Origin of the sequence: Runella sp. (assembly GCF_965279615.1) — a bacterium.
Classification (GTDB): Bacteria; Bacteroidota; Bacteroidia; order Cytophagales; family Spirosomataceae; genus Runella.
Map to the genome: position 1 here is coordinate 6,862,478 of NZ_OZ257252.1, position 22,196 is coordinate 6,884,673.

The 22,196-nt window shown below is 45.2% G+C and carries 38 protein-coding genes and 1 tRNA gene; 13 read left to right on the plus strand and 26 right to left on the minus strand.

What is annotated here, in order from left to right:
- Nucleotides 1-53: 53 nt before the first annotated feature.
- The 25 genes from ACQY73_RS28820 to ACQY73_RS28940 all read right to left on the minus strand — a co-directional run bounded on the left by ACQY73_RS28820 (nt 54) and on the right by ACQY73_RS28940 (nt 13,534).
- Entirely contained in the window at nt 54-836 is a 783-nt protein-coding gene (locus ACQY73_RS28820; RefSeq protein ID WP_428657641.1) for a hypothetical protein, read from the minus strand.
- Nucleotides 827-1,441: a hypothetical protein gene (locus ACQY73_RS28825; protein WP_428657642.1), complete on the minus strand. Its 615-nt coding sequence runs from the start codon at nt 1,439-1,441 to the stop codon at nt 827-829. Before ACQY73_RS28825 ends, ACQY73_RS28820 begins: the two co-directional genes overlap by 10 nt.
- 18 nt (nt 1,442-1,459) lie before the next feature.
- Entirely contained in the window at nt 1,460-1,762 is a 303-nt protein-coding gene (locus ACQY73_RS28830; protein WP_428657643.1) for a hypothetical protein, read from the minus strand.
- Nucleotides 1,762-2,430, minus strand: coding sequence for a hypothetical protein (locus tag ACQY73_RS28835; protein ID WP_428657644.1), 669 nt, complete (start codon nt 2,428-2,430; stop codon nt 1,762-1,764). The genes ACQY73_RS28830 and ACQY73_RS28835 overlap by 1 nt, the downstream gene beginning before the upstream one ends.
- Nucleotides 2,431-2,459: 29 nt before the next feature.
- Nucleotides 2,460-2,705 carry a hypothetical protein gene (locus ACQY73_RS28840; RefSeq protein ID WP_428657645.1) on the minus strand — a complete coding sequence of 82 codons (246 nt, stop codon included), beginning with the start codon at nt 2,703-2,705 and terminating at the stop codon, nt 2,460-2,462.
- 191 nt (nt 2,706-2,896) lie between these two features.
- Nucleotides 2,897-3,040, minus strand: a complete 144-nt coding sequence (locus ACQY73_RS28845) for a hypothetical protein (RefSeq protein ID WP_428657646.1) — start codon at nt 3,038-3,040, stop codon at nt 2,897-2,899.
- 7 nt (nt 3,041-3,047) lie between these two features.
- Nucleotides 3,048-3,326 (minus strand): hypothetical protein, encoded by a 279-nt coding sequence (locus ACQY73_RS28850; protein WP_428657647.1) that lies wholly within the window; start codon nt 3,324-3,326, stop codon nt 3,048-3,050.
- Nucleotides 3,327-3,387: 61 nt separating this feature from the next.
- Nucleotides 3,388-3,933, minus strand: a complete 546-nt coding sequence (locus ACQY73_RS28855) for a hypothetical protein (RefSeq protein WP_428657648.1) — start codon at nt 3,931-3,933, stop codon at nt 3,388-3,390.
- Nucleotides 3,934-3,995: 62 nt separating this feature from the next.
- On the minus strand, nt 3,996-4,997 hold the full coding sequence (locus ACQY73_RS28860; protein ID WP_428657649.1) for a hypothetical protein: 1,002 nt from the start codon (nt 4,995-4,997) through the stop codon (nt 3,996-3,998).
- A gap of 29 nt (nt 4,998-5,026) precedes the next feature.
- Nucleotides 5,027-5,422: a hypothetical protein gene (locus ACQY73_RS28865; RefSeq protein ID WP_428657650.1), complete on the minus strand. Its 396-nt coding sequence runs from the start codon at nt 5,420-5,422 to the stop codon at nt 5,027-5,029.
- 14 nt (nt 5,423-5,436) lie between these two features.
- On the minus strand, nt 5,437-6,315 hold the full coding sequence (locus ACQY73_RS28870; RefSeq protein ID WP_428657651.1) for a S49 family peptidase: 879 nt from the start codon (nt 6,313-6,315) through the stop codon (nt 5,437-5,439).
- Between the two features lie 116 nt (nt 6,316-6,431).
- Nucleotides 6,432-6,800, minus strand: a complete 369-nt coding sequence (locus ACQY73_RS28875; RefSeq protein WP_428657652.1) for a DUF1353 domain-containing protein — start codon at nt 6,798-6,800, stop codon at nt 6,432-6,434.
- A complete protein-coding gene (locus tag ACQY73_RS28880) occupies nt 6,797-6,985 on the minus strand; it encodes a hypothetical protein (RefSeq protein ID WP_428657653.1) in 189 nt (62 codons plus the stop codon). The genes ACQY73_RS28875 and ACQY73_RS28880 overlap by 4 nt, the downstream gene beginning before the upstream one ends.
- A gap of 16 nt (nt 6,986-7,001) precedes the next feature.
- Nucleotides 7,002-7,445: a hypothetical protein gene (locus ACQY73_RS28885; protein ID WP_428657654.1), complete on the minus strand. Its 444-nt coding sequence runs from the start codon at nt 7,443-7,445 to the stop codon at nt 7,002-7,004.
- A gap of 1 nt (nt 7,446) precedes the next feature.
- On the minus strand, nt 7,447-8,766 hold the full coding sequence (locus ACQY73_RS28890) for a hypothetical protein (protein WP_428657655.1): 1,320 nt from the start codon (nt 8,764-8,766) through the stop codon (nt 7,447-7,449).
- 5 nt (nt 8,767-8,771) lie between these two features.
- Nucleotides 8,772-9,335 carry a hypothetical protein gene (locus ACQY73_RS28895; RefSeq protein WP_428657656.1) on the minus strand — a complete coding sequence of 188 codons (564 nt, stop codon included), beginning with the start codon at nt 9,333-9,335 and terminating at the stop codon, nt 8,772-8,774.
- Nucleotides 9,336-9,471: 136 nt separating this feature from the next.
- The gene (locus tag ACQY73_RS28900; protein WP_428657657.1) at nt 9,472-9,939 is read right to left on the minus strand and encodes a hypothetical protein; all 468 of its coding nucleotides are present in this window, start codon (nt 9,937-9,939) and stop codon (nt 9,472-9,474) included.
- Nucleotides 9,940-10,021: 82 nt separating this feature from the next.
- Complete coding sequence (locus ACQY73_RS28905) at nt 10,022-10,354, minus strand: hypothetical protein (protein WP_428657658.1); 333 nt, start codon at nt 10,352-10,354, stop codon at nt 10,022-10,024.
- Nucleotides 10,351-10,743 carry a hypothetical protein gene (locus ACQY73_RS28910; protein ID WP_428657659.1) on the minus strand — a complete coding sequence of 131 codons (393 nt, stop codon included), beginning with the start codon at nt 10,741-10,743 and terminating at the stop codon, nt 10,351-10,353. Before ACQY73_RS28910 ends, ACQY73_RS28905 begins: the two co-directional genes overlap by 4 nt.
- 25 nt (nt 10,744-10,768) lie before the next feature.
- A complete protein-coding gene (locus ACQY73_RS28915; protein ID WP_428657660.1) occupies nt 10,769-12,274 on the minus strand; it encodes a hypothetical protein in 1,506 nt (501 codons plus the stop codon).
- A 105-nt stretch (nt 12,275-12,379) separates the two neighbouring features.
- Nucleotides 12,380-12,447: transfer RNA gene (locus ACQY73_RS28920), tRNA-Ala, on the minus strand.
- A gap of 19 nt (nt 12,448-12,466) precedes the next feature.
- Nucleotides 12,467-12,730 carry a hypothetical protein gene (locus tag ACQY73_RS28925; RefSeq protein WP_428657661.1) on the minus strand — a complete coding sequence of 88 codons (264 nt, stop codon included), beginning with the start codon at nt 12,728-12,730 and terminating at the stop codon, nt 12,467-12,469.
- A complete protein-coding gene (locus ACQY73_RS28930) occupies nt 12,727-13,038 on the minus strand; it encodes a hypothetical protein (protein WP_428657662.1) in 312 nt (103 codons plus the stop codon). Before ACQY73_RS28930 ends, ACQY73_RS28925 begins: the two co-directional genes overlap by 4 nt.
- Before the next feature lie 24 nt (nt 13,039-13,062).
- On the minus strand, nt 13,063-13,188 hold the full coding sequence (locus tag ACQY73_RS28935) for a hypothetical protein (protein ID WP_428657663.1): 126 nt from the start codon (nt 13,186-13,188) through the stop codon (nt 13,063-13,065).
- Between the two features lie 106 nt (nt 13,189-13,294).
- On the minus strand, nt 13,295-13,534 hold the full coding sequence (locus ACQY73_RS28940) for a hypothetical protein (protein WP_428657664.1): 240 nt from the start codon (nt 13,532-13,534) through the stop codon (nt 13,295-13,297).
- Between the two features lie 199 nt (nt 13,535-13,733).
- On the opposite strand from ACQY73_RS28940, the gene ACQY73_RS28945 reads away from it, so the two are divergent.
- The 13 genes from ACQY73_RS28945 to ACQY73_RS29005 all read left to right on the plus strand — a co-directional run bounded on the left by ACQY73_RS28945 (nt 13,734) and on the right by ACQY73_RS29005 (nt 20,131).
- Nucleotides 13,734-13,907, plus strand: coding sequence for a hypothetical protein (locus tag ACQY73_RS28945; RefSeq protein ID WP_428657665.1), 174 nt, complete (start codon nt 13,734-13,736; stop codon nt 13,905-13,907).
- A 45-nt stretch (nt 13,908-13,952) separates the two neighbouring features.
- Nucleotides 13,953-14,405, plus strand: coding sequence for a hypothetical protein (locus ACQY73_RS28950; protein WP_428657666.1), 453 nt, complete (start codon nt 13,953-13,955; stop codon nt 14,403-14,405).
- Between the two features lie 325 nt (nt 14,406-14,730).
- Nucleotides 14,731-15,507 (plus strand): hypothetical protein, encoded by a 777-nt coding sequence (locus tag ACQY73_RS28955; protein ID WP_428657667.1) that lies wholly within the window; start codon nt 14,731-14,733, stop codon nt 15,505-15,507.
- Between the two features lie 170 nt (nt 15,508-15,677).
- Entirely contained in the window at nt 15,678-15,899 is a 222-nt protein-coding gene (locus ACQY73_RS28960; RefSeq protein ID WP_428657668.1) for a helix-turn-helix transcriptional regulator, read from the plus strand.
- Nucleotides 15,886-16,218: a HipA N-terminal domain-containing protein gene (locus ACQY73_RS28965; RefSeq protein ID WP_428657669.1), complete on the plus strand. Its 333-nt coding sequence runs from the start codon at nt 15,886-15,888 to the stop codon at nt 16,216-16,218. Before ACQY73_RS28960 ends, ACQY73_RS28965 begins: the two co-directional genes overlap by 14 nt.
- On the plus strand, nt 16,215-16,730 hold the full coding sequence (locus ACQY73_RS28970; RefSeq protein WP_428657670.1) for a HipA domain-containing protein: 516 nt from the start codon (nt 16,215-16,217) through the stop codon (nt 16,728-16,730). Before ACQY73_RS28965 ends, ACQY73_RS28970 begins: the two co-directional genes overlap by 4 nt.
- 481 nt (nt 16,731-17,211) lie before the next feature.
- Nucleotides 17,212-17,784: a hypothetical protein gene (locus ACQY73_RS28975; protein WP_428657671.1), complete on the plus strand. Its 573-nt coding sequence runs from the start codon at nt 17,212-17,214 to the stop codon at nt 17,782-17,784.
- A gap of 102 nt (nt 17,785-17,886) precedes the next feature.
- A complete protein-coding gene (locus ACQY73_RS28980; RefSeq protein ID WP_428657672.1) occupies nt 17,887-18,141 on the plus strand; it encodes a helix-turn-helix domain-containing protein in 255 nt (84 codons plus the stop codon).
- A gap of 134 nt (nt 18,142-18,275) precedes the next feature.
- Nucleotides 18,276-18,563: a hypothetical protein gene (locus tag ACQY73_RS28985; protein ID WP_428657673.1), complete on the plus strand. Its 288-nt coding sequence runs from the start codon at nt 18,276-18,278 to the stop codon at nt 18,561-18,563.
- Nucleotides 18,560-19,093, plus strand: a complete 534-nt coding sequence (locus ACQY73_RS28990; RefSeq protein WP_428657674.1) for a hypothetical protein — start codon at nt 18,560-18,562, stop codon at nt 19,091-19,093. Before ACQY73_RS28985 ends, ACQY73_RS28990 begins: the two co-directional genes overlap by 4 nt.
- A 167-nt stretch (nt 19,094-19,260) precedes the next feature.
- Nucleotides 19,261-19,704 (plus strand): hypothetical protein, encoded by a 444-nt coding sequence (locus ACQY73_RS28995; protein ID WP_428657675.1) that lies wholly within the window; start codon nt 19,261-19,263, stop codon nt 19,702-19,704.
- Nucleotides 19,705-19,709: 5 nt separating this feature from the next.
- Entirely contained in the window at nt 19,710-19,919 is a 210-nt protein-coding gene (locus ACQY73_RS29000) for a hypothetical protein (RefSeq protein WP_428657676.1), read from the plus strand.
- 56 nt (nt 19,920-19,975) lie between these two features.
- The gene (locus ACQY73_RS29005; protein ID WP_428657677.1) at nt 19,976-20,131 is read left to right on the plus strand and encodes a hypothetical protein; all 156 of its coding nucleotides are present in this window, start codon (nt 19,976-19,978) and stop codon (nt 20,129-20,131) included.
- 735 nt (nt 20,132-20,866) lie between these two features.
- Here the strand turns inward: ACQY73_RS29005 and ACQY73_RS29010 are convergent.
- The gene (locus tag ACQY73_RS29010; RefSeq protein ID WP_428657678.1) at nt 20,867-22,138 is read right to left on the minus strand and encodes a DUF11 domain-containing protein; all 1,272 of its coding nucleotides are present in this window, start codon (nt 22,136-22,138) and stop codon (nt 20,867-20,869) included.
- Between the last annotated feature and the right edge of the window lie 58 nt (nt 22,139-22,196).

Genomic DNA, 22,196 nt, shown 5'->3' on the forward strand with positions numbered 1-22,196 from the left:
AAGCCCCTTAGCAAACTGCCGGGGGCTGAGAGGCAATCATATGAATAACAACTTTAAAAAGGCAGTTTAAGGGTTTTCTGAAAAGGGTGTTTTGCATTTTGTTGAGACTTTCGGAGTTCTACCACTTCACCAAATACGCGGCGCAGTAAGTTGAAATCCTTTTCTTCCGCCTCCAAATTACGAAATTCTGCCAATCCTCCACGGTTCACGAACGTATCTTTCTGCGACCAATAGTATCGGGTATCTTTCCATATAAAACGATGATGGTAGGCATTCAAAAGACTTATCCAATAATCCTCATTGCAAATAATATCAGGATTGTACCAAAGTTTCGACCCTTCCAATACCCCATGCGCGCATCCTGTCACGTAGCCGGTTAGCTTGATAGGATTAAAGCTGTCGTAGCTGATGGGAGTTGGCGAGGAGCTGAACCCAAACACATACGCACCGGCCGCTTTAGCGGCGTTAGCGGTCATTTGAATGATATCATAGGCCTCATCCGGTTCCACCACGATCACTTCACCCTTACCGGTATAGATTCGCTTCAGGTGGTCAATATCATCGTCGAGCATCATTACATTTTTGAAGTGCTGCACTATCCAATCGCGCTTTCGGGCCAGTCCAACAATACTGTCAGGATGCGTCACGATCTCAACGCCTTTGTTGCATTTGGCATACAGTTCACGTTGGCTTTCAGCCACGCACAAGATCGCATTGTCCACGGCCATCGTGGTCAAAACCCGATCCCAACGTTTATGAGACGGTATCACCACTTTCACTTCTATTCCCTTCCCCTCACTGGGGGAAGGGCTAGGGTTGGGGGTTTTTACTTCCATCGCTCTATCACCTGTTTAGATTCCACCACGTGCATCAATCCAACCTTCGTACTTTTATAGCACCTCCCTCTCTCAATACCGAGTTTTTCAGCTATATGGTTTTCGTCGATCTCATTCCTGCAGACGATCACAAACGTCGTATACTTTTCGCTCATCGTGGCTACGATCGGCATCTCAGCTTCAGGAGCCTGCTCATTGGTTACCTCAGCAAGCTGCTTATCCAGCTCAGCCATGTCAAAACCAAAGTCTCCGAGGTCCATGTATTGCTCAAATTCCGACTTGAGCATTTCCAGATCAAACTCACCCGCATGGCGATTTTCGATGATCATCACCTCATGAAGTTCCTCTTCCGTCAGTTTTCGTACGGCCGTGCGTACATCGATCTCATAGTCACCCAAGCTGTTCTGAGCCAACAGCTCACAACGCTGATGGCCACTGAGCAGCGTGCCGTCAGCATCTCTGACCGGGATACCGATCATCCCGAATTTTTGGAGGCGTTCCCAAAGCTTTCGTTTCTCCTCAACTTTGATCTTACGCGGATTTTTTACGTGCGGTACCAACGCGGATACTCTGACCCGTTCGGTTTTAAATAATTCAGTAATCATGGCTTAACTTAAACGTGTTTATTCTGTTAAATCTTCAAACTTCTCTGATTTAGGATTCCGACCGCTTCGGCTCTGAAAATACCAATCAAACTTTCTCCAGGCGCTATCGATCACACTCGACACATCCACATAAAATACCCCATATTTTTTGGGGTCAATGGGCTTCACCATCACCTCTGTCGTATGAATTTTTAAAACGCTGTTCCTGAGTTCAATTTTCAATGGCCCGCTTCTCGCCACATCGTGCGAATTATGGATCTCAAAAAACAGGCGGCGTTGGCCACTCTTTACTTTTTTGGTGATCAAATGCTTTACATTCATTATTGGATTGACTTAAAGTATTGACGCAGTATCTCAAGCTCCCGTTCTCCCTTCGCTATTTTCAGTCGATATTCGGCCTTCTTAGCTTCGGTTTTGGCCTGAGCCATGCGCTGTGGCCAACGATATGTTACATTGATATTGGTGTTTTCGATCAATTTGCTGAGTTGGTACCGATCGTTGGGCAATTGACTTTCGTAAGCCTCAGCGTCAAATTCCTTCGGACGCTCCTCTGATGGGCGTTGCCCATTTGCGATCACAAATCGTATTTCATCTCCCAGCGCCATCCACTGTTCGCGCAGTTCCAGGATCTGCTTAGTGATATCGGAGCAGGGTACGTCTTTCGGTACCGCCTGCAGCTGCATCGAGAGCGAGCGTTTTTGAAAGTCCAATTCGCCCTGTTGCCTGCGCAACTCATCCACGATCAGCGCCACTTCCGGAGCCAATGTATTGGCAACGGTTTCCGATTGCCAGGCTTGGCCTTGGGGAGCGGGTGCAGGAACGTTCGTTTGCTTGAGCGTTTCAGACGGCGCATCTGCGAAAGTATTCCACGCCAACTCTGCACGCTCCACTTCGGCAGCGGTAGCCTTGCCGGCACGTTGTTGAAGTCGCAGGTAAGAGAGGTTGTTTTTAAGTTTGACCCGCTCGGCTTTGATCTGTTCCTCGGTCATCTTTTTTTCTTACCAAGGTAACCCTTAGCCTACGATCTCGACGGGACACTTTCTACGCTTAACATTTCCAAAAAATCACCAATTTTATCCATGTACGTGGTGGCATCAATGTACTTTTCAGGATTCTCGTAGGGGTCAAACAAAGAGGCAGACGGTCCACCGATGCGGTGCTTTTCCTGATAAGCTGCCAATGTTTCAATGAGCAAATTGATCTCTATGCCGTGACGGCGCAGGAAATGATACAGGGGTGGAAGTTCTGCAGGACGTATGTACATAATGAAGCCGATTGGTCGCTGCGAACATCTGAGCTATACAGCAGCAGGCATTATGGTACTTTCAACCACACGCCAACCGGCAAGCCCTTGAGCTTGCCTTACTACTGTACTTTATCATTCAAATGTTCGCATCGCAAAGAAACAAAAAAGCCCCAATCTATTACGATTGGGGCCTTTAAAAGTTTCGACTTTTATCTCTCGCGTACCGGGAAACCGGTATCAACGGCATCGGTCTCCTCTGTTTCTTCGTCGGCCTTATCAGCTCTTGCCTCAAGCAAAGCATCCAGCTGCATTTGTGCTTTACGTTTCAAGCGATCATCTTCAGACTCCTCCACTTCCTCTTCAGGAGTTTCGGCGTCGAGGTTGTCCGTTAGGGGTGGCTGTGGCACCTGCTTCTTTGGTGTCAACGGCAGCGGCACTGTCTTGGATTTGTTCATCGGCTTTATTGGTTTCAGGTTCAACAGTATCGGCTTTTTCCTCGAAATACTGAGTGACCCCATTTTCGATAAAAACCTCAATAAGGTGATCGGGCATATCCTCACGAATCGAAATGAGGCCCATGCCGGGCAACGCATGACGTGCCCCACCTTCAGGCACGGTTACGGTGTATTTTTCAGCCATAATTAGAATGGATTACCCCCCCCTCTCCTTATTCAAGGAGAGGGGGGCAGGGGGGGGAGGTTTAAATAACTGCCTGAATCGGGATGGTCGCCACCAACGACGGCTGCAGCGGCAAAATATCCCACATGAATCCGTCCTGTTCGCCTTTGAGCGTGAAGCCCCGCTTGTCACTTCCTTTCTTGCCTCCTTTAAAGGATTGTTTTGAGAAGATCGGGTTATCACTGGAACCTACCACCACATACTCACCGCCGTTCATTTCCAGAATATAGACCGAGCCGGCATTCATGTTTTTAGCCAATTCGGCCTGAATGGTTTTGGAGAAACCGGCAAGCATCAATTCAATTCCATGTTTGAAACTTTGGAAGCCGGGATCGCCCTGCTTTTCACTGCTGACTTCCACCGTTCCGTCCGGACAATCATAGGCGGCAAACTTTGCCGTCGCTTTCATGGTCGGCAAGGTCGTAATTTCACCGGTCAGGGTATCGGCCTCCTTAGGCCATACACCGTCGATGAAGCTTTTCTGACAAACAAGCAATGTCCGAATCCCTCCGGGGTTTCCTTTTTGCTCGCTTGAAGCGTTTAAATTCGCAAAATTGACTAGTGCCATTAGTAAAAAAGTTTTAAGGCTGTTAAAGAAGTAAATAAACACCCTTCCCTGAGTGGGGAGGGTTAGGCCACGTCGCCCAACCAAAACAAACTATCCAAAGCCCAATCGAAACCTACCTGAAAGTCCATCACGTATGCCAGTGAACGGTCACGTTTTCCGTAGTCAAACTCCAGACGGGTTTGTGCGCTTTCGTCATCGTAAAGCCACGCCAAATTTTCACGAGTGGTAATGATCGGCGATTCAAACGCGGTCAGCCCTGTGGTAAGCATACCCGGCTCAACCAAAAACTCGATCGTCGTCCCTTCAATTTCCTGCTTGTTGTAGCCGGCATTGTAAGGAAGCGTTCCCCATTCTTTACGGTAGTTGCGCTCGTAGGCTTTCTTGAAACTGAGCGGACTGATACACACCAAATCAGAATAAAAATACTCTGTCGGGATCTTGTCGACCATTTTCTCAAACTCGGCCACTGCGTTGAGAGTTGTGATGGCATTGATGGTCGCGATCTGCGAAGCACCAATAGCGCCACTCGCCCGAGCCGCCGCCAACTTCACAAACAAACCGTCCATAACCTGCTCCGGTGTGGTACCGGCATCGTTACGGGTGCCATTGACCAAGGCTTTTTGGCGCAGGTCGGTACTAACCCGTTTCAATACGTGCTCGATCACCCATTGCTCAAAAGGGTACGTTGTTCGGTCAATTTTGCCACCCCGAATCTGACCGTACCAGGATTTATAAAGCGACAGAATCTTTTGCTCGGTAAAGAGCAGATCCACCTTACAAGGCTTCACTTTCGCCTTTTTCGGTTTGATCTTGAACACGTTATTGGTAGGGGCAAAAGTGCCGGTGGCACCGGACTGCAACACACTTTCCAGGTACAATTCCGTCAATACGACCTCGTCGTTGCCGGGAATCATCATCATAAACTCATCAATGGGCTTAATAGGGGTATTTGGCGTACCACCCAAGCCCGCCCCGATCAGCTTCGAAAATATGGGGGCTTTGTTTTCCCGCGCATAATCCGTTGCCGTTGTGGCCAATAAACTCAAATCTAAAGCATCTGCCATGGCTGTATAGGTATTAAAGAATTAAAAAATCAATTGTTCCAGGGAGCTTTTTCCCAACTTTTGGCTTCGGTCTTGCCGGAAGTTTCCGAAGCATCTTTTCCCACCGATGCGCCTTGTCCTTTTACGTTGTTGTACCACGTATTCAGGATCTCGTATTTGGGCTTCAGCTCAGTGAGTTCGCGTTCAAATCCTTCCAAAGCTGCAAGGCGCTCGGAACTGATGCTCACCTGAGTGCCGGGAGCTGTAGCGGCTGAGGCAGTTGGCTCAGGTACCTCGGTCGTAGCGGTTTCAGCAGATGCGTCAGGTGTTTCGGCAGGAGCTTCGGGAGCGGTAGTTTCAGCAGTTGATCCGGCCTCCGGTTGAGTCATGATCACTACAGGACCCGCCGAATCCTTTTTAAAAAAACTTGATAGGTTCTTCACCATAATTGTATTAAAAATTAGTTGTTTGTTTGCTTACGAGCCAACAGGTCAGCTCTGTACACGGCGTCGCCCAGGTATCCGATACGATCGGCCATGTTCAATTTCAAGGCGTCTTTACCATTGTACATCTTGCCGGTAAAAACATCACCGATACCGGGCCGACCCGACTTGACCGTTTTGATAAATTGGGCTTTGATGGGAGCCAACTGTGCTTTCACCTCAGCCTTGAGTTCTTCACTCAGACCCTCTACATCGTTGAAAAGCGCTTTATCATCACTGCCTTCCGAGCGAATGATCGTGACCTTCAAGCCTTCTTTGGCGTAATACTCAGAAGCATCCACATGCACGGCCAACACGCCGATACTGCCCACCTCGGTCGATGTTTCCGACTCCATGATGATCTCGCGAGCCTGACTTGCTACCCAATAAGCTGCGCTTGCCGCCATGCCCTGCACGTAGGCTACCACAGGCTTTTGACTTGTGCGTACGATATCGCCCAACAGTTCGGTGCCGTTTACGTCACCACCGGGACTGTCTATCTGCAGCACGATCGAAGTGATCTCATCCAAGGCATTGGCTTCCAATATCCAATTGGAAATATCCTCGGTACCGAAGGCGCATAAGTCACCATAACGGCTCATTGTTCCCATGATCGGAATGAGGGCCACTTTTCCGCTTCTGGTACCGGCTACATCCCAACCGTAGTGTTTTTGGCCGCGACTATCTACCCACGATGCTTTTGGTTCTACTGCCGAAGGATCTGCCCGTTCGGGAATACCTATCGTTGAGTCGCCGCTTTTTGCCATTCGACGCGCAAGCGCAAGTGATTGCGCATTATGGAAGCGAGGCTCCAATGCCCAGGTTCTTCCCAATAAAGATTCAATAGTTGTAGTCATCGGTACACAAAATCACGATACGAACCTATCTGAATCAGAGGGCAGAAAACAGGACGAAAAAAGCCCGGCTGCATCGCAACCGGGCTTTAAAACCTAAATAACCCACTAAAATAATATCATTTCCATGTGTACCATCCCAAGGCTCTTACATATAGATACATCGTCCATACCTGCCACGTCGGTACCCCGGATTGCTTCAGTAACTCCAGCCAAAACCGGTCTACCTCTTTGCGCGTAGCCTTCACCGGGTTATGCTCATACAAATAGTCATGGACCACACACGCCGGAGCCGTTCGCCCGTGCGGTGGCACCAACCACCAAAAAACCTGTGGCACACTCGCAAAGTCACTTGTATAGCCGTATGGGATAAAAAAACGCCCGTAGGGATGCAGCGCACACCGCACCTTCACCCGATCCGTCACCTCCCACCAGTCAGGCTTGCCGCCTTGGTACTTTCGTACCCGTATGTCAGGGTATAAGGTCATTTTTGCTCGGTCGAGATCGTTACGGCGCGGTTTTCTCCGGTTTTCAAAAGTGTACTCAGGGCGTATTGCTGGCTTACCGGCATTTCCTGCATGATCGCCCCGATGAGCGATTTTTCTTCCTGCGTAAATACCAGATGCACAAGCTCCGGCGCATTTTTCTCTACATTTTTAGCAATTGTTTCCATAGTCGAATAGATAAGATCAGTTTACAATTTCCTGCATCGGCGTTTCGGCCGGAACGGAATACATTACTTCGTCAAACAGTGCGCCGTCCTGCTCCCCAATGGGCAACAGCTCCATGCCGAAACTGCCGATGATCTGGCTCAAGGTAGCATAACGTTCTTCTTTGCTTGCGCCACCGAGCAGGTGCAAAATGGCTGCGCTCATCATTTCTTGGGCTTTTACCGATGCCGATGTCTCATCCAAACCCATCGTAACCAACTGGCTCTGAATGGTGGCGCTTGTAATGATGTCGCGATTGGCTTCCCGAATGACCTTTCGGTCGGTGTAATAATCCACCTGAAACATGCCCTCACTCGAAGGCTCAATGGTAACCGAACCAATGAAGCGGATCGACAACGCCGTGAGCGTGTACTCGCCCGAAGTGTCTTTGCCCGAAAAGGGCAGGATCTTAAAAATATTCATACTATGTAAGATTTACCCAAGCGCCGTTTTCGCGACCCTGAAATTTGTTAAGCGTTGAATTATAGATAACAAGCCCATTTTGAGGATTCGCAATGGCATCTCTCTGCGTAGTGGTCATACGCGGCAGCAACAAGCCCTTTGTGGTGGAAGAAATATCCAGAACGGCACATCCATCGGGAGTATTGGTGCCGATCCCGACATTAGAACCGTAATTCAGGTACATCACCTGCGCCAACGTCATTCTCAAGGTACCTGCCGCAGCTGCCACATTCCACCAATCCCGGGCGGTAGCACCATCGTAATCAAAGAATCGGTAATCGGTGCCGGAAGCCTCTTTTCGATGCACCCACGAGCGAGTGGCCACGGAGTAAGGTGTTGAGAATGACGTTTGTATGAAATCGCTGATAGCATCCTGAAATTGTCCAAAAGTATCTTTGCTCATGCGGTGAGTATCCTTGGTGCCGTGGCGGAAATAGTGGCCACCGGCATCAGGCACTCGGTAATACGAAAAGCCCGGAGAAGTAAAGTTCAGTCTTGCTTCACCCTCAGCGCTGTATTGCCAGATGTCAGTGCCTAATGAAATAGTAGGGGTTTGCAGTTTAGCCAGACCGTTATCGGCCATTCCGAGAATAACGTTGCCATTGCCGCGCACCCTGAATACTTCTACCGAAGTGGTTCCTCCTGAATTGCCGGCATAAAATACATGATCTGCTGAAGTTGATGGTACCTGATAGCGAACCATACCGGCATTTACACCAAAACCATAAAATTCATGGTTACCGGTGCCGGCATCCCACAATATTACTTTTTTGTTGGTAATGGTATTGGCAAACAGGATCTCACTGCCAACGTACAGCGAAGCGTTTTTTTGCGTTCGGTCGGTTCCTACTCCCACATGCAAATTGGCAGGGAGCCACGCACTGCCGCCCATCAGTCGCAGCCGTTCGGTTTTGCCGGCACCGTCCTTAAAACTGAATTTTGTATTGGCGAATACATCCCAGAACTCCATTTCCGGAGCGCCGCCGCCGTATTGACTTTTTATGGAGGCTTCCAAATAATCATTGGTAAGACCAAACACAGCCCCGTTAGTGCCCCAAATTTCAAGCCCTTTGGCAGTATCGTAGGGTGTTTTCGGGGATTTGATCGCGGTAGCACTCAAAGTTGATTCAACCTTTTCGGTGGTGTAGGTGCCGGCATCGATCAGAGCCGCCAACACATCCGAGGCCAAAATCCCATCTGAACCCAAAACGCCGCGCCGAGGCTTGTTAAATCGGGCGGTGACGGTAGCTGTATACTGAGCAAGGTTGGCGAAAGTTGGCATGGCAGTTAAGAATTGAAATCAAGTGAGAAATTGAAACTGAAGTCGGCAGCAGGAAAAAATAACGAGAGATCCACCGACTCTAAATAATAAGTAGGGGTGACCATTTTACCGGAAACCTGAACGGCCATCTTATTGAGTGCCGTGATCGAGCGCGTGATGTTTACTTCCAGACCGATCTCGTTTGTGCCGGTGATGTATGCAGTTCCGGTGTAATCTTCCCAAAGGGCAACGTATTCTTTGTAGCGAGTGGACTGCGCCCAACTCACGATCTCAAATCGATCGCGGGGGAAATCGAAACTGAACCCGACTTCATACAAATAGCCATTACTGTCCAAGTTTCGGTTTTCATTAAAGACGCAGGTCTTAGGTTGAAAATCAAGATACGTCAATTCTGTACCAATCGATACCGCAAGACCATCGACCGGTATAGTCAATGAATTGATAGCATTGGGAAAACGTATCGGGTCAAGCAGTCCATCCAATGTTGCACTGTCCAGAAGGTACAACCTACGCACATAGGCAGCATTGCTGCCCTGATCAAAAGTGCCGATCTTAATTGCTGTTACCATAACAAACAAAGGTCAAAAAGCCCATTCAAAAATGGAAGGACACGTTTTATAGTCTACCAATCGACTCGGGACACGTTTTTGCCGAAATAGGACACAAAATCACCGAAACAGGACACAAAACGGTTCGCCGCTGCGACTATTTTGCGGCCTTGGATCGGTTCACCACTTTAAATGCTGCATCAGTGTCGTAATGGCTTGTGTCGATTTGGTAATCCTCATAAAATCGGTTCACTGCGCCCTGCTCACTCCTGAGCAATGTCATGCGCCCGCGGGAATAAAAGATCAATGCGTGTTTAAACATCACCTCCAATGTCATGCCTACTTTATTGAGATGTTCATCGGTAAGCAGCTCTCGGTTCACCTTAAACTTCGGGATCACTTCGATGGTTGGCAGCTTAACCGTTTTTTCAGGAAAGTACTCCGCAGGAATTTCCACTTCAGAGAGCGGATGAAATGAGAAGATAGCTGTAATGAGTTCACCAAGCCAATGGTCTTTCCTGATCTCATAAGGTCCTTTACCAAGGTTGTCCTTATGTTCCAGAAAAGTCTTTACATGAGCCTTTACCGGGATGGCAATAATTTTGTCAGATTTTTGAGCAGACATATAGTGCTAAGCGTTATATTTACATGCGTCTTATTGCTTAGCTTTTAAAGCAACCCCGTGCTTCCAACACGGGGCTTTTTATTTATCTGGGATAAAGGTTTACATTTTTCAATTGTCCGTCAATACCGCCAAGTACATTATTGAGTGTTGTCGGAATCACTTCCTGCTGCCAACTTTTCCAAAGGATTCGAGCCACCGAAACGGGCATTGTCACCTTTTGCGGAGTCTTGGGTTTACGTCTCTCTATACCGGCCACTTTAGCTCCATATTTCTCGGTAAGCCATTCACAAAGTACGAAATCACCGTCATGAGCATACCCATTGAGTTTTTCAATGTCTTGAAGTTTTCCAATAAGATAGCCTCTCAGTGAAACAGCCTCAGATTCATACAGTCGAAGGGTTATGTGAAGTATCATTTGACAGCCCTCCAGACCCTGTTCTCAAATTGGTACAACTTATTACAATCCGGGTTCCGTTCCGAACCGATGCACGTTTTTTGAAAACGGGTATCAAAAATCGCGGCCGATTTGGCTTTGCCTTTCCAGTACACATCAAAAATACGCATCAACTCATTGACCCAATCGTTGAGGTTACCTTTGTGGGGTTGTTGCCATTCGTTGCTCCACTTTTTCATGTTGAGCGTAGTGGTACCATCACCCATGACGATAGGATTATAAAACTCGACCAGAATACAGCAACTGGCCTTTGCCCGTTGATCGGCGCGCTGTTCATCGGTGAGCGGCTTGCGCTCGGCTTGTCTTTTCGGTGCCTTTTTTGCCTTCAGCACTTTTGTTTTAGTGTACATATGCTTAGAATTGATTGATTAAAAGTTATAATTCAGAGTAATACCAATCGCCGTCAGTCATCCACTCATCTACTTCCACTACGGTGGTATCTGAAGAGTAGATTTTGCGCTGCCGTTTGGATTGGTAGTATTTTGGCGGTTGAAAATCCCGCGCCTGTTGGTCAAGATACTGTTGTGCAAACTTGCGTTCGTACTGTTTGCCAAGGCCTGAGAAAATAATACGGTAATAATTCCAGAGCTGCAGTTGCGTTTTTCCGCGTACTTCCTGCCGTTGGTCACTACCGGTAGCCAAGCGTTCAAAGTCTCGGCGCGCCTGACGAAGCAGCTGTTCGGCGCGTTTTCGGCGGCGTTCCCGTTCTTCGTCATTTTTGTTGCGGCGGTTTTCAGCACGTACCTCATCCCGCTTCATCCAAGCCTCCAATCCGGCAAACCCACGTTCATTTTCTTGGTCAAAGTAGCCCTTCCCACGAATTTGAACTGCATAAGGGTCAGGCAAATAGGCATCAGGATGATTATCGTAGTACTTTGCCGCTTTATCCAGTTTTTCGAGTTGCCGTGCCTGAAAATCCGCCCAACCTTTCCCATCGCGAGCGTCATCAAATCGGTTATAAACACCGTAATAAATGGCCGTTATCGCCAATTCCTGCTGTTCTTTGCTGAATTCCCGGTTTGGGTATAATACCTTCCAGGCATACATCCAAAACTTAACCAGCAACTCGCCAAAATGCTTTTCCAACCTTGGCGGCAATTTCGGCAGTACTCTGTTTTTCAGCGCATCAGCCTGCCTGTCGCGTTCCTCTTGAGACTGAGCCATTATTTCCTGATTTGGCCGCCGCGCCGGCCCGGCCTCCTCACTCTGTGCTATGGACTTCGAAAGCGCGTCTTTTTGGCTCCCGAGGGTCTCTGTTCCACCCCTCCCTCCGTAACTGTTCTCTCTGTATCCACTTTTCAACGATTCCGCATTGATATTTACTTTTACTATACTCTCTCCGTTAGTATTACTAGGCGGAAAAGTTTTCTCGTTGATGTTTAAAAAGTCGATTTTGGGCGTTTTAAGAGCATTTTCGGGTTTTTCTTCTTCGCCGTTTCCGAAGAGTATCTCGGGGGTTATCCACAGTTCATAATCGTTCCTGCGCCCGCGAAATTTGGTGGAAATGACGCCCAAAGCTTCTAAATGTTTGCGGTGATTATAGATGGTTTTATCGGTGCAATCGCACCATTCTCCCATGCGCGCATTATTGGTAAGGAGAGAAGGATAACGGCCATTCTCTGCATAAATAAAGCCCGGAAGTTTCTCCGCTACATAGTTGTAATTATCAACGTACTTTTGAAGCATCATATAAAAGGTCGTTTTGACCTGCTCCGGTATAAGACCCGTACGACGATGAATCGTGACTTCTACTACAGTTCCGTCCAAACACTTTTTCTTTCGGGTGTGAGATGGCGCCGGGCATCCGTCATTGTGTTTTCGATACAATGCCAGGAAGCGCCCAAATGCCTCACTGCTGTCAATTCTTTGTAAAATCGGCATGAACCATAAGGTGTATACGTTGAATTTTAGATAAAGCTTCCCCTTCCCCGCGCCGGGCGTTACCCCGGCGCGGTTGGGAGTTGTAGAAACTCTGTCCCTACCCTGAGATCGTGATGGGGTTCGAACCCATAATCGGCGCGCACTTCCGCGTGTTACCATTACACCACACGACCTTCCAAAAATCTTGATGACCTAAGAAATTGTGTCCTTTTCCTCAGCTCGTTTAATGGTCAGCTGAAGGAGCCGTTGGGCTTCCCACAATTCACGTTTACTGCCCAGTTCCGACATATCATCCTGCGTATTCATGAATGCATCCCACGATCCAAGCGTATTTTTATGCACAAAACCCAAGATCATGATCTCTTTTTTAGGGATTCCGTCAACTCTGGGCACTTGCCTGATCTCTACGAAAAGACGGGTATTTTTCTCAAGCAATGACTCATACCATGTTCTCATTTCTCCGTACCTCCTTTCTTGCAGACTCTCATGTGACCATCTACCGCTTTAGGCGTTTTAAATCGCCGTTCCCCACACCGTGGGCAAGCTAAAAGTTCCTTATTCTCTTCTGTCTTAATAAGAAGAGCAGTGCTTGTGTTGGGCCGAGATTGGCCCATCAGCCATGTAAGCGGTCCTTCACCAATACAGGCACAATGCCTTACTATTTTGTCAATAATTTCCCTTTCCTCCTGCTCACTGAGGGAGTTGGGTTGCCATCGTGCCAATGCTGCCTCCATTGCTCCGATGCGTTGTTGCCGTTGTGTCATATGCTTAGAAATTAGTCTTGATAATTACTTTTTTCGGTTGGCCTTATAGAAGTCCTTTGCGTCTTTATGGATGTCACGCACGAGCCAAAAGGCTACGATAGTGAGAAACCCGGTTACAGCCAAACCCACCATTTCGAGAGAAATCGTCATTTGATTATAAATTTGATAAGTCGTAACAGCTGCCAAAAAAGCAGCATAGGGAATCCAAAAACTAAGACACATATTATCAGACCTTCAATCCAAAACCAAGCCCCCGTCATGACTGGAGTGCCAATTGATTTTCAGTGTAGTGTAGGTGGTAGCGTTGTACTCTTTCCAACAGCCAATCCATTTCATTTGGAGTCGGAATTTCCAGACTCCCGACAGACATCATCATTGTGAACTGTTGATCGGTTGAATAGCCAAAAGTTTTGACGAAATCAGTTTTGATTTCTGAGCGGGCTTTCTTCTTAATCACCCCGTCATGGTAGAGCTTACGCAAATCTTCTAATAACATGACCTGTACCGTTTAGTAAATTATTATTACAACTTTTACAACTATTTTCTAAAAAGTTGTTTATTTGTTGTTGAATTATGCTCAAATATATGATAATTTTTAATATATATATCAAATAATTCACAATAAATGTGATAAAATTTACAATATTTTTATACAAAACTCTGATAGCCAAAATTTTAACGTATTAAAAGAAATCATGAATGAGTTAAATGAAAATGCTTTAAAGCTGCAAATACGAATACTTGAGCAAGCACTTGATATGAAGGATCAACAAATAAATATGATGAATGAGCAAATGAAAGTGAAAGACGAACAAATAGAGAAGCTCATAGACATTCTTGCTAAGCGAAAACAGCAAGCAGGGCAGTAAAAATTAAAGTTGAGTTAACTAAAATGAAATCAAACAAACGGACATATGGAAACTACAATAGCTGAACGTTTCCGAATTCTTATAAAAGAGCTCGGAAAAACTAACAATTCTTTCGCAATTTCAATTGCAAAAAATTCAAGCACTATCTTATATATTGTAGATGGTAAGAGCAAACCAAGCTATGATGTATTCGATGCCATTTTTTCAAAATATCCTGATATTAACCCAACTTGGTTAATGACGGGTGAGGGAGAAATGTTTAAGAAAAAGAAGGATATTGAGAAAGCCTCTTCAAGTTTAGAGTTAATAGAGAAAATAGAACATTTTTTTGCAAATAAGTATGACCAGATACTTGAGCAAAAAAACAGCGTAATAGCCGATCAAAGGTTTATGATAGAAATGCTGAAAGGGCAACTGGGAAAGCCTAGTGGCGTAGCTGGAGAGGCAAAGGTAAAACCGATGTGGGAGCAAAAAGAAGAAATTGGGCTGATTGCCTAATTTTTTGCCAACTCACGGTTACGTTTGCAGTTACGTCGTCATTTTCGCTATGCGAAAAGACCTCATTTACAAGAATTTACGAGAGGAAGTTCGAATCTCTTCCTCTCTGCTGAGACCTGTTGATGGTGAGGCCACTGCTTGTATAAAGCGGTGGCTTTCTGTTTTTTAGCCTATGACGTCCAATCCTTTGCGCTACGATTACGTTTGCGATTACGTCAAAAAGTGACGTAATCGTGACGGAAAATTATTTAGCATACTTTTTGTTAGTCTTCTCACCAATGGGTAGTGTGGCGCAAGCTCACTACTTATGTACAACATTAAACAGATGTACGTTTTATTTTGGTTTTGTAAATCGGAAGCCAAGAAGGAAGCAATGCTCAGAAAGCAAGACCCTGGCCATGATACGCTTGGCAGTATCTGCTGCCGAGTAACAATTGAGGGAGAATATGCAGAGATAGGCTATGTCCATATTGACTGCCGAAAGTCGGCTTGGGATGCTGAAAACCAACGACTCAAGGGCAATGGCGATAATAATAAAAAGCATAATAAGTGGCTGAACGAGTTTAAGGTAAAAATTGAACGAACGTTTGATCTGCTTCAGATCGAGTTTGAACACGTCACGGCTATGCTGGTCAAAGAATTTGTGACCGAAAAACGCCTGTTTCGCTTCTCTACCCTCCATTTGATTACGGAGTATATCAAGGACAGAGAGTTGGAGGTATCAGAAAAGATCATCGTCAAAGCGACGGTTGATATTGAGAAAAATTATGCCAAAAACTTTACCAACTATTTAGAATCAGAAAAACTCACATCGCGGCAACCGCGCACCTTCGATGAAAAGATCATTTCCGGATTCAGGAAATATCTTTACGAAACCGAGGGTTTTGGGATGCCGCATACACATAAACATATTGTTTGGTTAAAAACTCTATTTAAACATTCATTAAAGAAAAAACGCCTCAAATTCAATCCTTTGGAAGGGTGCGAAATAGGCACTGATAACACAAAACCTGATACCACCCACCTGACGGTGGAGCAGCTCTCGAAGTTGGCATGCTTTGATTTTTCTGACCTGGCAAAACGCGGATGTAAGTGTCCCTAAACTTCAGACAATTTATAAAACTTCCCTTTCTCGAAAAGTGGGCAGATAACAAAATGAATCCTTCTCAACTGAAATATATCTAAGCGCTGAAGAAAAAAAATTAAAGTCTATACCCCATTGGGTATAAGTAAAGCATTCTTTCTTATATTTACACCCAAAAGGGTATAAATATGTCATTAAGTGAATTCGTGAAAGAAAAGCGCAATACTGCCAAACTAACTCAGCCTGAATTAGCCGAGAAAGCCGGGGTGGGACTCCGCTTTGTGCGTGAACTTGAACAGGGCAAACAAACTTTACGTATGGACAAGGTAAACCAAGTATTACAACTATTTGGGTATGAAACAGGAGCCGTGCCCATTAACCGTAAACTACTGACCGATGAGAAAAGCTGAAGTCAAAATGCACACTTTGACCGCAGGGTGGCTGATACAGGATGAAAACGGCTATAATTTTGAATATGATAAAACATATTTGCAGAGAGAAAAACCTGAGCCAATCAGTCTTACCCTGCCTTTACAACAGACACCTTTCACTGATAAAGTACTGTTGCCCTTCTTCGATGGCCTGATTCCCGAAGGATGGTTGCTGGACATTGCCCAAAGAAACTGGAAACTCAATCCCCGTGACCGCATGGGATTATTACTGGCCTGTTGTAAAGACTGTATCGGAGCCGTAAGTATCTACCCTGTGGATGAGGAGGAAATGTTATGAAAAGGTGTTTATACTGTTATCAATTTTTGGGTGCCGATGAAACCGATTTCCATGCTTCGTGCAGTAAAAAAATCTTCGGACGATCTACCCCCCCTGAACTGCCCTACACCGAAAATCAAATGGAAGAACTGGCCACTCAGGTCATCCGAAGCCAAATGACCGTCACGGGAGTCCAGCCAAAACTGTCTTTAGAGATTGTTTCCGGAGAAAAGAAAAAGGAAGCTCAACGATTTACAATTGTAGGGCTTTGGGGAGGGTATATTCTTAAACCCCCAACACCTCATTATCCGCAATTACCTGAGGTAGAAGATCTGACCATGCACTTGGCTAAAATTGCCGGAATTAGGACCATCCCTCATAGCTTAATTCGTCTGCAATCGGGTAGCTTAGCCTACATTACCAAACGAATAGACCGGGTAAAGAAAAACAAATTGCCCATGGAAGATATGTGTCAATATTTTAAAGAAGCCATTAAACAACTGATTCAGGAAAGGTTTTCCCGATTGGCTTAAGATCTCTGACTGTAAATGAACCAAAACAAGCTTTTAAAACGATGAATAGCTCCCCCGAGAAACAGAATGATAACTTAAATAATTAAGCTGCACAAGAGCCGGTTCTTTTTGAAACGTATGATAAAAATGAAATTGTGACGAATGATATTTATTTTGAGGTAAGAGATCAGGAAGCGAAATTAAATCGTGATTCAGTCATCGAATTCAGGCAGCGATTAGAATCATTTTTATTCTCCAAACGTGCGGTAACTGAAAAATTTCACCCTATCAGATGGCGCCATTTTCGAGATCGCTTTCGAGAGGAACAAGGTGTTGATTGGCGGGATGCAAAATACAATACTGTTTTTACCATGCTTTTTTCCTTCAGGACAGCCGTTTCACCGGGGAAATATCTTTTGAATCACTTACCGATGATGAAAAAATTCAAATTGTCGTTCCCAAACGTGTAATCTCCCCCAATCCATTTGCCAAACTATTCGGAATGAGTGACGAAGAAATCGCAGTGATGGAAAAAGGTGACCGGGAAAAACTAAACAGCGAAGAACATTTGAGAAATACGTTTGGAGGCAATGCATATAGTTTTAAAGAATTTGTGAGTTTGCTTATAATGAAGTATGAGAAAATTATCAACAGCGAGCATATTATAAAATTGTCAAACGATTTTATAAGTACCACTCAGAATATAAACACCGAGTTATCCGTAAGTCAAGCCGTACGATTTAAGAAGGCCGGTCGGCCCCTGTTAGAGAAAATTGAAATAGTTAAGCCAAAAGAAAGAGGTAAAGGTGATAAAAAAACCATAAGTGAAAAAGAGGATGCCGGAAAGTTATTCTGTTATCTAGCGCAACTAAGGTTTATATTAACCGATGACGCAACCAGTAAAGATAATATGTCAAAATCAATACAGGGATTAACAGGGTTCTCGGCTAAACAAATAGAAGATTCATTATTGTATGAAGGTATCAAACCAAAAAACTTAAAAGAGGCAAGGAAAATAGTTGAAAATATTAAAAACCTAATTATCAAGTGCTTAGAAAAAAATTGGGGAGGCTAATAATATTTACAGCCCCCTGCCAATAAATAAACAACCATAAATAACTGCTGTTCATTTGTAACCGAGCTCGCCAAATCAACAAAAAAAGGCTCCTGAAAACAAATGCAAATCATCGTTATTTCACCGCTCGAATTGGCCGAGATTATTAAAGTCAATGTCCGTGAAGCGCTTGCCGAGCAAAACCGCCCTTCAGCTTCCACTTCCAAACCACTCAGCATTGATGAAGCTGCCAAGTATTTGGGTATACCCAAAAATACGCTTTATCAGTTAACCTCCACCCGTGAGATTCCTCACCAAAAACTGGGTAAAGGGCTGGTTTTTCTTGCTCAGCAACTGGATGAATGGATAATTTCCTAAAAGAAGAAAACCCGTCAGGAAATCGAGGCAGAAGCAACAATCTATCCAATGAAAAGGAGCAGAAAATGAGCCCATCTCTCACCCCTTCTCAAAACAGCATCATGCTGTTTTGAGAAGCAGTTCTTGATAAAGAATTGAACGCAGTCGTAATTCTACTTGAAAAGAAACAACGCCGTTTATCTGCGCATCGAAGTCTGCCCTTCGAAGAACAGTCTGAAAGCAACTACCGAACCATTAAATTCTTGGAAAGCGAACTTTCCGCATTTGTGGGTTTAGTAGCCACGTTGGAAAAACTGAGAAATACTTATCTGGAATTTACCGGTTCAGTAGCTGATCAACTTATTCGACTTACTGTGCAACGGGATTATTATCCCAAAGAACTCATGGATTTAATGGCGGCAGGAGGCGTTTACCTCTCATGACAGAGCTATTGGATAAATTCAAAAAATTAGGGCGATATAAAGAAGAACAGGTAGTTGAATTCCCTTTAACCGCACCTGCAAAAGCGGCTAAATTATCTTATCTCCCACGCCTTCGGGAAGTGCAAAAGATGATTGAAGTTCGAGCCTGCCAGGATATTAAGTTTGCCCGTCCTTTACTGTCTTTGGGTGAGTCCGGCATTATCTATCCTAATACCATCACTGTGATTCAGGGGCAAGAGGGTTCCCACAAATCACGTCTGACGGAAAATGTCGGAGCGGCTTTTCTTTGTATGAATCCTCAGCTTAAATTCCTTGGCTTCACGATTACCCCGCTTATGCGCTTTCATTTGGCCTATATTGATTCTGAACGTAATCAAAAAGATCAATTTCCTTATGCTGTTCAACGCATTAAGGAAAAAGCGGGTTTTGGTAAAACAGCCATGCCGTCCAATTTCGATGTTGTTAGCCTTATTGACAATGAAAAAATGGCTGGAGAAAATTCCCGATTTGTCATTAAGTTCTACCGATAGGGTACTTACCCCTAAACAGGTAGAAGCTATCATTGAGCACTTGGGGGAACCGTGATTAATAATCATTAACGCCGATTAACCTGCATTAACCCTGATTAACCCCAAAGCGGCTAATCAGGGTTAATTATTTTTGAGCCGTTCAAGTAAACTATATAACTACAAAAACGATGATTGAGTATCAAAACAACGGCAGGGCATTACAGTTGGAAGGGCTGGAAAACGCCCGTAACAAAGTCACCCTGGGATTCAAGTATGACGGGGGAACAAAAATCCAATTGGCCCACGAAGCCAATCAAAATGGAATGACCTTGAGTGAGTACGTGGAAACGGTCATTTCATTACGCCATCAAAAAGCAGCTTCCGCTCCCGGTACTAAAAGCCGGTATACGTTCAGTGAGTGGGAGAGTAAACTCAGCAACGCACGAAAACTGGCAGAGGTTCTGCAAAAACGGTTGGATTTCTATGAAATCAATCCCATCCTCAACCATCTTTTTTTGGTTTATGAAGGCCAAAGTATTCCCTATGCAGATGCACAGGGCCGAAAGCAGTTGATTGAGATTACACAACCGGCTGATGTATTTACCGTATTAATTCACAGTTTTAAACTTTAATCGCCATGATTCAGCAAACTTATTATCCATTTAGCGGGGAAGTAAGCACCTTTCCCATTTCTTCCCCCACGTTGATTTCAGGTATTTCGCCTGCTTTAGACAATCCCATACATCAACCGGAGTCTGATTCCGGTTGGTTTTCGTGGATTCTACTGATTATAATGCTAATTGGTTTAGCAGGGGTGGTGGTGGAGAAAGAGCTAAATGAGTTATGAACCGATGTTACGCTTGTTTTATGTTAGAGTGTTAAATACAAAATTATCTTTGGTGCATGAAAACAGGTCTTGACGTATATACTGACTATTTATTGAGCTCTTTTGGCCAAACCAGTACCACGGGTCTTTTGCGGCTATTGGACAATAGCATTAGCCACGACGATGCGACAGATTTTCTCAATCAAAGCGCCCCTACCGGCAAAGCATTATGAAAACACACAAAGCCATTTGTCCGATAAATAGATGGGGCTGCCCTTTAGATTTGTAATGTGGTAAAGATAGCTTGCCAACAAGTAAACAGGGCGGGTTTCCTATGGGCCGCAGAGTGGTTGCTCTATGCACGGATTCGGCCCCCTGTCTTAATTGCTTTAGGCTCAACGGGGTGGCCTTTTAAGGAAAGTTGAAGTTTATCCGGCCCTGTCAAATCCTTAAATTTATGACCTTTGCTTCCTCACCCAACGACATTGGTTCCGTAGGTAGTATCCACAAACGTTTTGGCAAAAGTAGTGCGAATGGTGACGGACGACACCTGCTGCTTGGTTAACCCATTCCGTCTTCTCACTTACATGGTCGGGTTTGGTGGGGCTGATCCAACAGGTACTTTGTTGGGTGGGTACCTGTGAGGCGTGAATAAAAAGGGCGAAGATCTCAAAAAAAGAAGTGAAGGCCGGTCGATAAACGCCCGGCGTTTGGGAGGGAGCATACAGAAGACTTATTTTGCCATAAGCGACCGATACCCCCGCCCCCAAAACGGTGTAGAGTAAGGAATAACCACATCAGTAAAATTTATAAGGGGTAAAAATTTATTTTATTTTCAGTAGGGATTAAGATATAACAGGGCATCATTCGTGCCCTGTTATGATGTACTACTCTGTATCCTATCTATATTAAAAGTCGTTGTGCATTTCTATATTCGTTATGGTGAATTGAAATTGACTGGCAAAAAGCTATTTCTTTAGTTTTTTGACCGTAAAAGGCACACATATGGCTTTGGTAGGGCAGCAGTCGCCTTCGTAGAAAATATAGGAACAACAACCTGCTGTTGGGCAGGCGACATTGGTAGCGGTAAATCGGTAGGTACCGGCTTCAGTAATTTGGAGAACGGACGTTGTTGCAGCGGAGATGGGCTGGTCATTTCTAAACCATTGAATATTGGTATATCCCGACGGAATAGAAAGCTCAAAAACCTGCCCTGCACAAATCGGTGCCGGAACCGTGATACAAGTTCGGTCAAAATCGTCTTCGCTTTCGATGTTGTTGTTTGGAGTAGAGTCTGTATCGGTCTGATCTGCCTTAGAAATTTGGGCCGTAAAATACTGTACTCCGGCCTGTGTTACTTGGACAGCTATAGACAAGGTGACGGTTTGACCAACAGCGACATTCCCTATGGTCCATACACCGGTAGCTGAGTTATAAGTACCGGTAGCAGTGGCATAAGTTTGGAAATCCATTCCGGCAGGTAAAATATCCTTTACTTCCACGCCGGATGCCGGATTTTGCCCTTCATTTTTGACGCTGACAGTCAAAGTGACGTTTGCATTTAAGCCGGGCTGCTGATTGCTGACAGCTACGTTAAGGGATAAGTCAATCGGAGGATTCAGAGGATTACAAGTGGCATCAGGGCCTAGTTTCTCGACAAATTGCTCCAAAGGAATTACATTCCCGCTGGGCGTTTGTCCGGAGCGTGAATAAAAACTACAGGCCGTATTGAGTGAAGCCACACTTTTGGCCGCCGCCACAAAAGGGTCTGCTTTGGCTAAGATTCCGATGGGGCTGTAGCAGGCATTGCCTTGGAAGGTAAAAAGAGAAACAGGTGTACCGTTTGTAAATGTGCCATAATCGGTTTCGGTGGCTGTTTTTCCAATGACGTAATAGTTGTAAGCAGCATCTAAACCCGCCGAGGCAAATACGGACTGGCTCCCCAATTTGAGGGGGGTTTTCTCCCAAGTGCCTCTTATATCGGTGATATTCTGAATCACAAAATCTTTGGGAACTTTCAGCGATACCTGAGCGGTGGCTCCAAATTCATTGGCATTCGAATTTTTAGCGTTTGGCGTAGCATATTTGGGTACCACCCAAACCGTGTAAAGCCCCGTATTGGCTTGGTAGGTCAATTGGTAATTGACTTGATTTGTCGAGAGTTGCTGCGCTGCTACAGTAACAAAACCAAGAAACCAGATTAGCCCAATCCAACCGATTGTAGATATTCCCTTTTTCATTGTAGTGTATGTTTATTTCGTTAATTTTCAGGTTTTTACAGGGGGGGCATTGCGCCCC

What these genes read in the sequence shown, in the direction of transcription:
- ACQY73_RS28895 (WP_428657656.1), bottom strand. Translation starts at nt 9,335, where the DNA reads ATGGTAACAGCAATTAAGATCGGCACTTTTGATCAGGGCAGCAATGCT.
- ACQY73_RS28905 (WP_428657658.1), bottom strand. Translation starts at nt 10,354, where the DNA reads ATGATACTTCACATAACCCTTCGACTGTATGAATCTGAGGCTGTTTCA.
- ACQY73_RS28875 (WP_428657652.1), bottom strand. Translation starts at nt 6,800, where the DNA reads ATGACCTTATACCCTGACATACGGGTACGAAAGTACCAAGGCGGCAAG.
- ACQY73_RS28935 (WP_428657663.1), bottom strand. Translation starts at nt 13,188, where the DNA reads ATGACGATTTCTCTCGAAATGGTGGGTTTGGCTGTAACCGGGTTTCTC.
- ACQY73_RS28945 (WP_428657665.1), top strand. Translation starts at nt 13,734, where the DNA reads ATGAATGAGTTAAATGAAAATGCTTTAAAGCTGCAAATACGAATACTT.
- ACQY73_RS28950 (WP_428657666.1), top strand. Translation starts at nt 13,953, where the DNA reads ATGGAAACTACAATAGCTGAACGTTTCCGAATTCTTATAAAAGAGCTC.
- ACQY73_RS28975 (WP_428657671.1), top strand. Translation starts at nt 17,212, where the DNA reads ATGAGTGACGAAGAAATCGCAGTGATGGAAAAAGGTGACCGGGAAAAA.
- ACQY73_RS28840 (WP_428657645.1), bottom strand. Translation starts at nt 2,705, where the DNA reads ATGTACATACGTCCTGCAGAACTTCCACCCCTGTATCATTTCCTGCGC.
- ACQY73_RS29005 (WP_428657677.1), top strand. Translation starts at nt 19,976, where the DNA reads ATGAAAACAGGTCTTGACGTATATACTGACTATTTATTGAGCTCTTTT.
- ACQY73_RS28855 (WP_428657648.1), bottom strand. Translation starts at nt 3,933, where the DNA reads ATGGCACTAGTCAATTTTGCGAATTTAAACGCTTCAAGCGAGCAAAAA.
- ACQY73_RS28850 (WP_428657647.1), bottom strand. Translation starts at nt 3,326, where the DNA reads ATGGCTGAAAAATACACCGTAACCGTGCCTGAAGGTGGGGCACGTCAT.
- ACQY73_RS28980 (WP_428657672.1), top strand. Translation starts at nt 17,887, where the DNA reads ATGCAAATCATCGTTATTTCACCGCTCGAATTGGCCGAGATTATTAAA.
- ACQY73_RS28890 (WP_428657655.1), bottom strand. Translation starts at nt 8,766, where the DNA reads ATGCCAACTTTCGCCAACCTTGCTCAGTATACAGCTACCGTCACCGCC.
- ACQY73_RS28915 (WP_428657660.1), bottom strand. Translation starts at nt 12,274, where the DNA reads ATGCCGATTTTACAAAGAATTGACAGCAGTGAGGCATTTGGGCGCTTC.
- ACQY73_RS28965 (WP_428657669.1), top strand. Translation starts at nt 15,886, where the DNA reads ATGAGAAAAGCTGAAGTCAAAATGCACACTTTGACCGCAGGGTGGCTG.
- ACQY73_RS28870 (WP_428657651.1), bottom strand. Translation starts at nt 6,315, where the DNA reads ATGACTACAACTATTGAATCTTTATTGGGAAGAACCTGGGCATTGGAG.
- ACQY73_RS28990 (WP_428657674.1), top strand. Translation starts at nt 18,560, where the DNA reads ATGACAGAGCTATTGGATAAATTCAAAAAATTAGGGCGATATAAAGAA.
- ACQY73_RS28830 (WP_428657643.1), bottom strand. Translation starts at nt 1,762, where the DNA reads ATGAATGTAAAGCATTTGATCACCAAAAAAGTAAAGAGTGGCCAACGC.
- ACQY73_RS28995 (WP_428657675.1), top strand. Translation starts at nt 19,261, where the DNA reads ATGATTGAGTATCAAAACAACGGCAGGGCATTACAGTTGGAAGGGCTG.
- ACQY73_RS28930 (WP_428657662.1), bottom strand. Translation starts at nt 13,038, where the DNA reads ATGACACAACGGCAACAACGCATCGGAGCAATGGAGGCAGCATTGGCA.
- ACQY73_RS28880 (WP_428657653.1), bottom strand. Translation starts at nt 6,985, where the DNA reads ATGGAAACAATTGCTAAAAATGTAGAGAAAAATGCGCCGGAGCTTGTG.
- ACQY73_RS28960 (WP_428657668.1), top strand. Translation starts at nt 15,678, where the DNA reads ATGTCATTAAGTGAATTCGTGAAAGAAAAGCGCAATACTGCCAAACTA.
- ACQY73_RS28910 (WP_428657659.1), bottom strand. Translation starts at nt 10,743, where the DNA reads ATGTACACTAAAACAAAAGTGCTGAAGGCAAAAAAGGCACCGAAAAGA.
- ACQY73_RS28885 (WP_428657654.1), bottom strand. Translation starts at nt 7,445, where the DNA reads ATGAATATTTTTAAGATCCTGCCCTTTTCGGGCAAAGACACTTCGGGC.
- ACQY73_RS28900 (WP_428657657.1), bottom strand. Translation starts at nt 9,939, where the DNA reads ATGTCTGCTCAAAAATCTGACAAAATTATTGCCATCCCGGTAAAGGCT.
- ACQY73_RS28925 (WP_428657661.1), bottom strand. Translation starts at nt 12,730, where the DNA reads ATGAGAACATGGTATGAGTCATTGCTTGAGAAAAATACCCGTCTTTTC.
- ACQY73_RS28940 (WP_428657664.1), bottom strand. Translation starts at nt 13,534, where the DNA reads ATGTTATTAGAAGATTTGCGTAAGCTCTACCATGACGGGGTGATTAAG.
- ACQY73_RS28955 (WP_428657667.1), top strand. Translation starts at nt 14,731, where the DNA reads ATGTACGTTTTATTTTGGTTTTGTAAATCGGAAGCCAAGAAGGAAGCA.
- ACQY73_RS29010 (WP_428657678.1), bottom strand. Translation starts at nt 22,138, where the DNA reads ATGAAAAAGGGAATATCTACAATCGGTTGGATTGGGCTAATCTGGTTT.
- ACQY73_RS28865 (WP_428657650.1), bottom strand. Translation starts at nt 5,422, where the DNA reads ATGGTGAAGAACCTATCAAGTTTTTTTAAAAAGGATTCGGCGGGTCCT.
- ACQY73_RS28970 (WP_428657670.1), top strand. Translation starts at nt 16,215, where the DNA reads ATGAAAAGGTGTTTATACTGTTATCAATTTTTGGGTGCCGATGAAACC.
- ACQY73_RS28835 (WP_428657644.1), bottom strand. Translation starts at nt 2,430, where the DNA reads ATGACCGAGGAACAGATCAAAGCCGAGCGGGTCAAACTTAAAAACAAC.
- ACQY73_RS28820 (WP_428657641.1), bottom strand. Translation starts at nt 836, where the DNA reads ATGGAAGTAAAAACCCCCAACCCTAGCCCTTCCCCCAGTGAGGGGAAG.
- ACQY73_RS28860 (WP_428657649.1), bottom strand. Translation starts at nt 4,997, where the DNA reads ATGGCAGATGCTTTAGATTTGAGTTTATTGGCCACAACGGCAACGGAT.
- ACQY73_RS28825 (WP_428657642.1), bottom strand. Translation starts at nt 1,441, where the DNA reads ATGATTACTGAATTATTTAAAACCGAACGGGTCAGAGTATCCGCGTTG.
- ACQY73_RS29000 (WP_428657676.1), top strand. Translation starts at nt 19,710, where the DNA reads ATGATTCAGCAAACTTATTATCCATTTAGCGGGGAAGTAAGCACCTTT.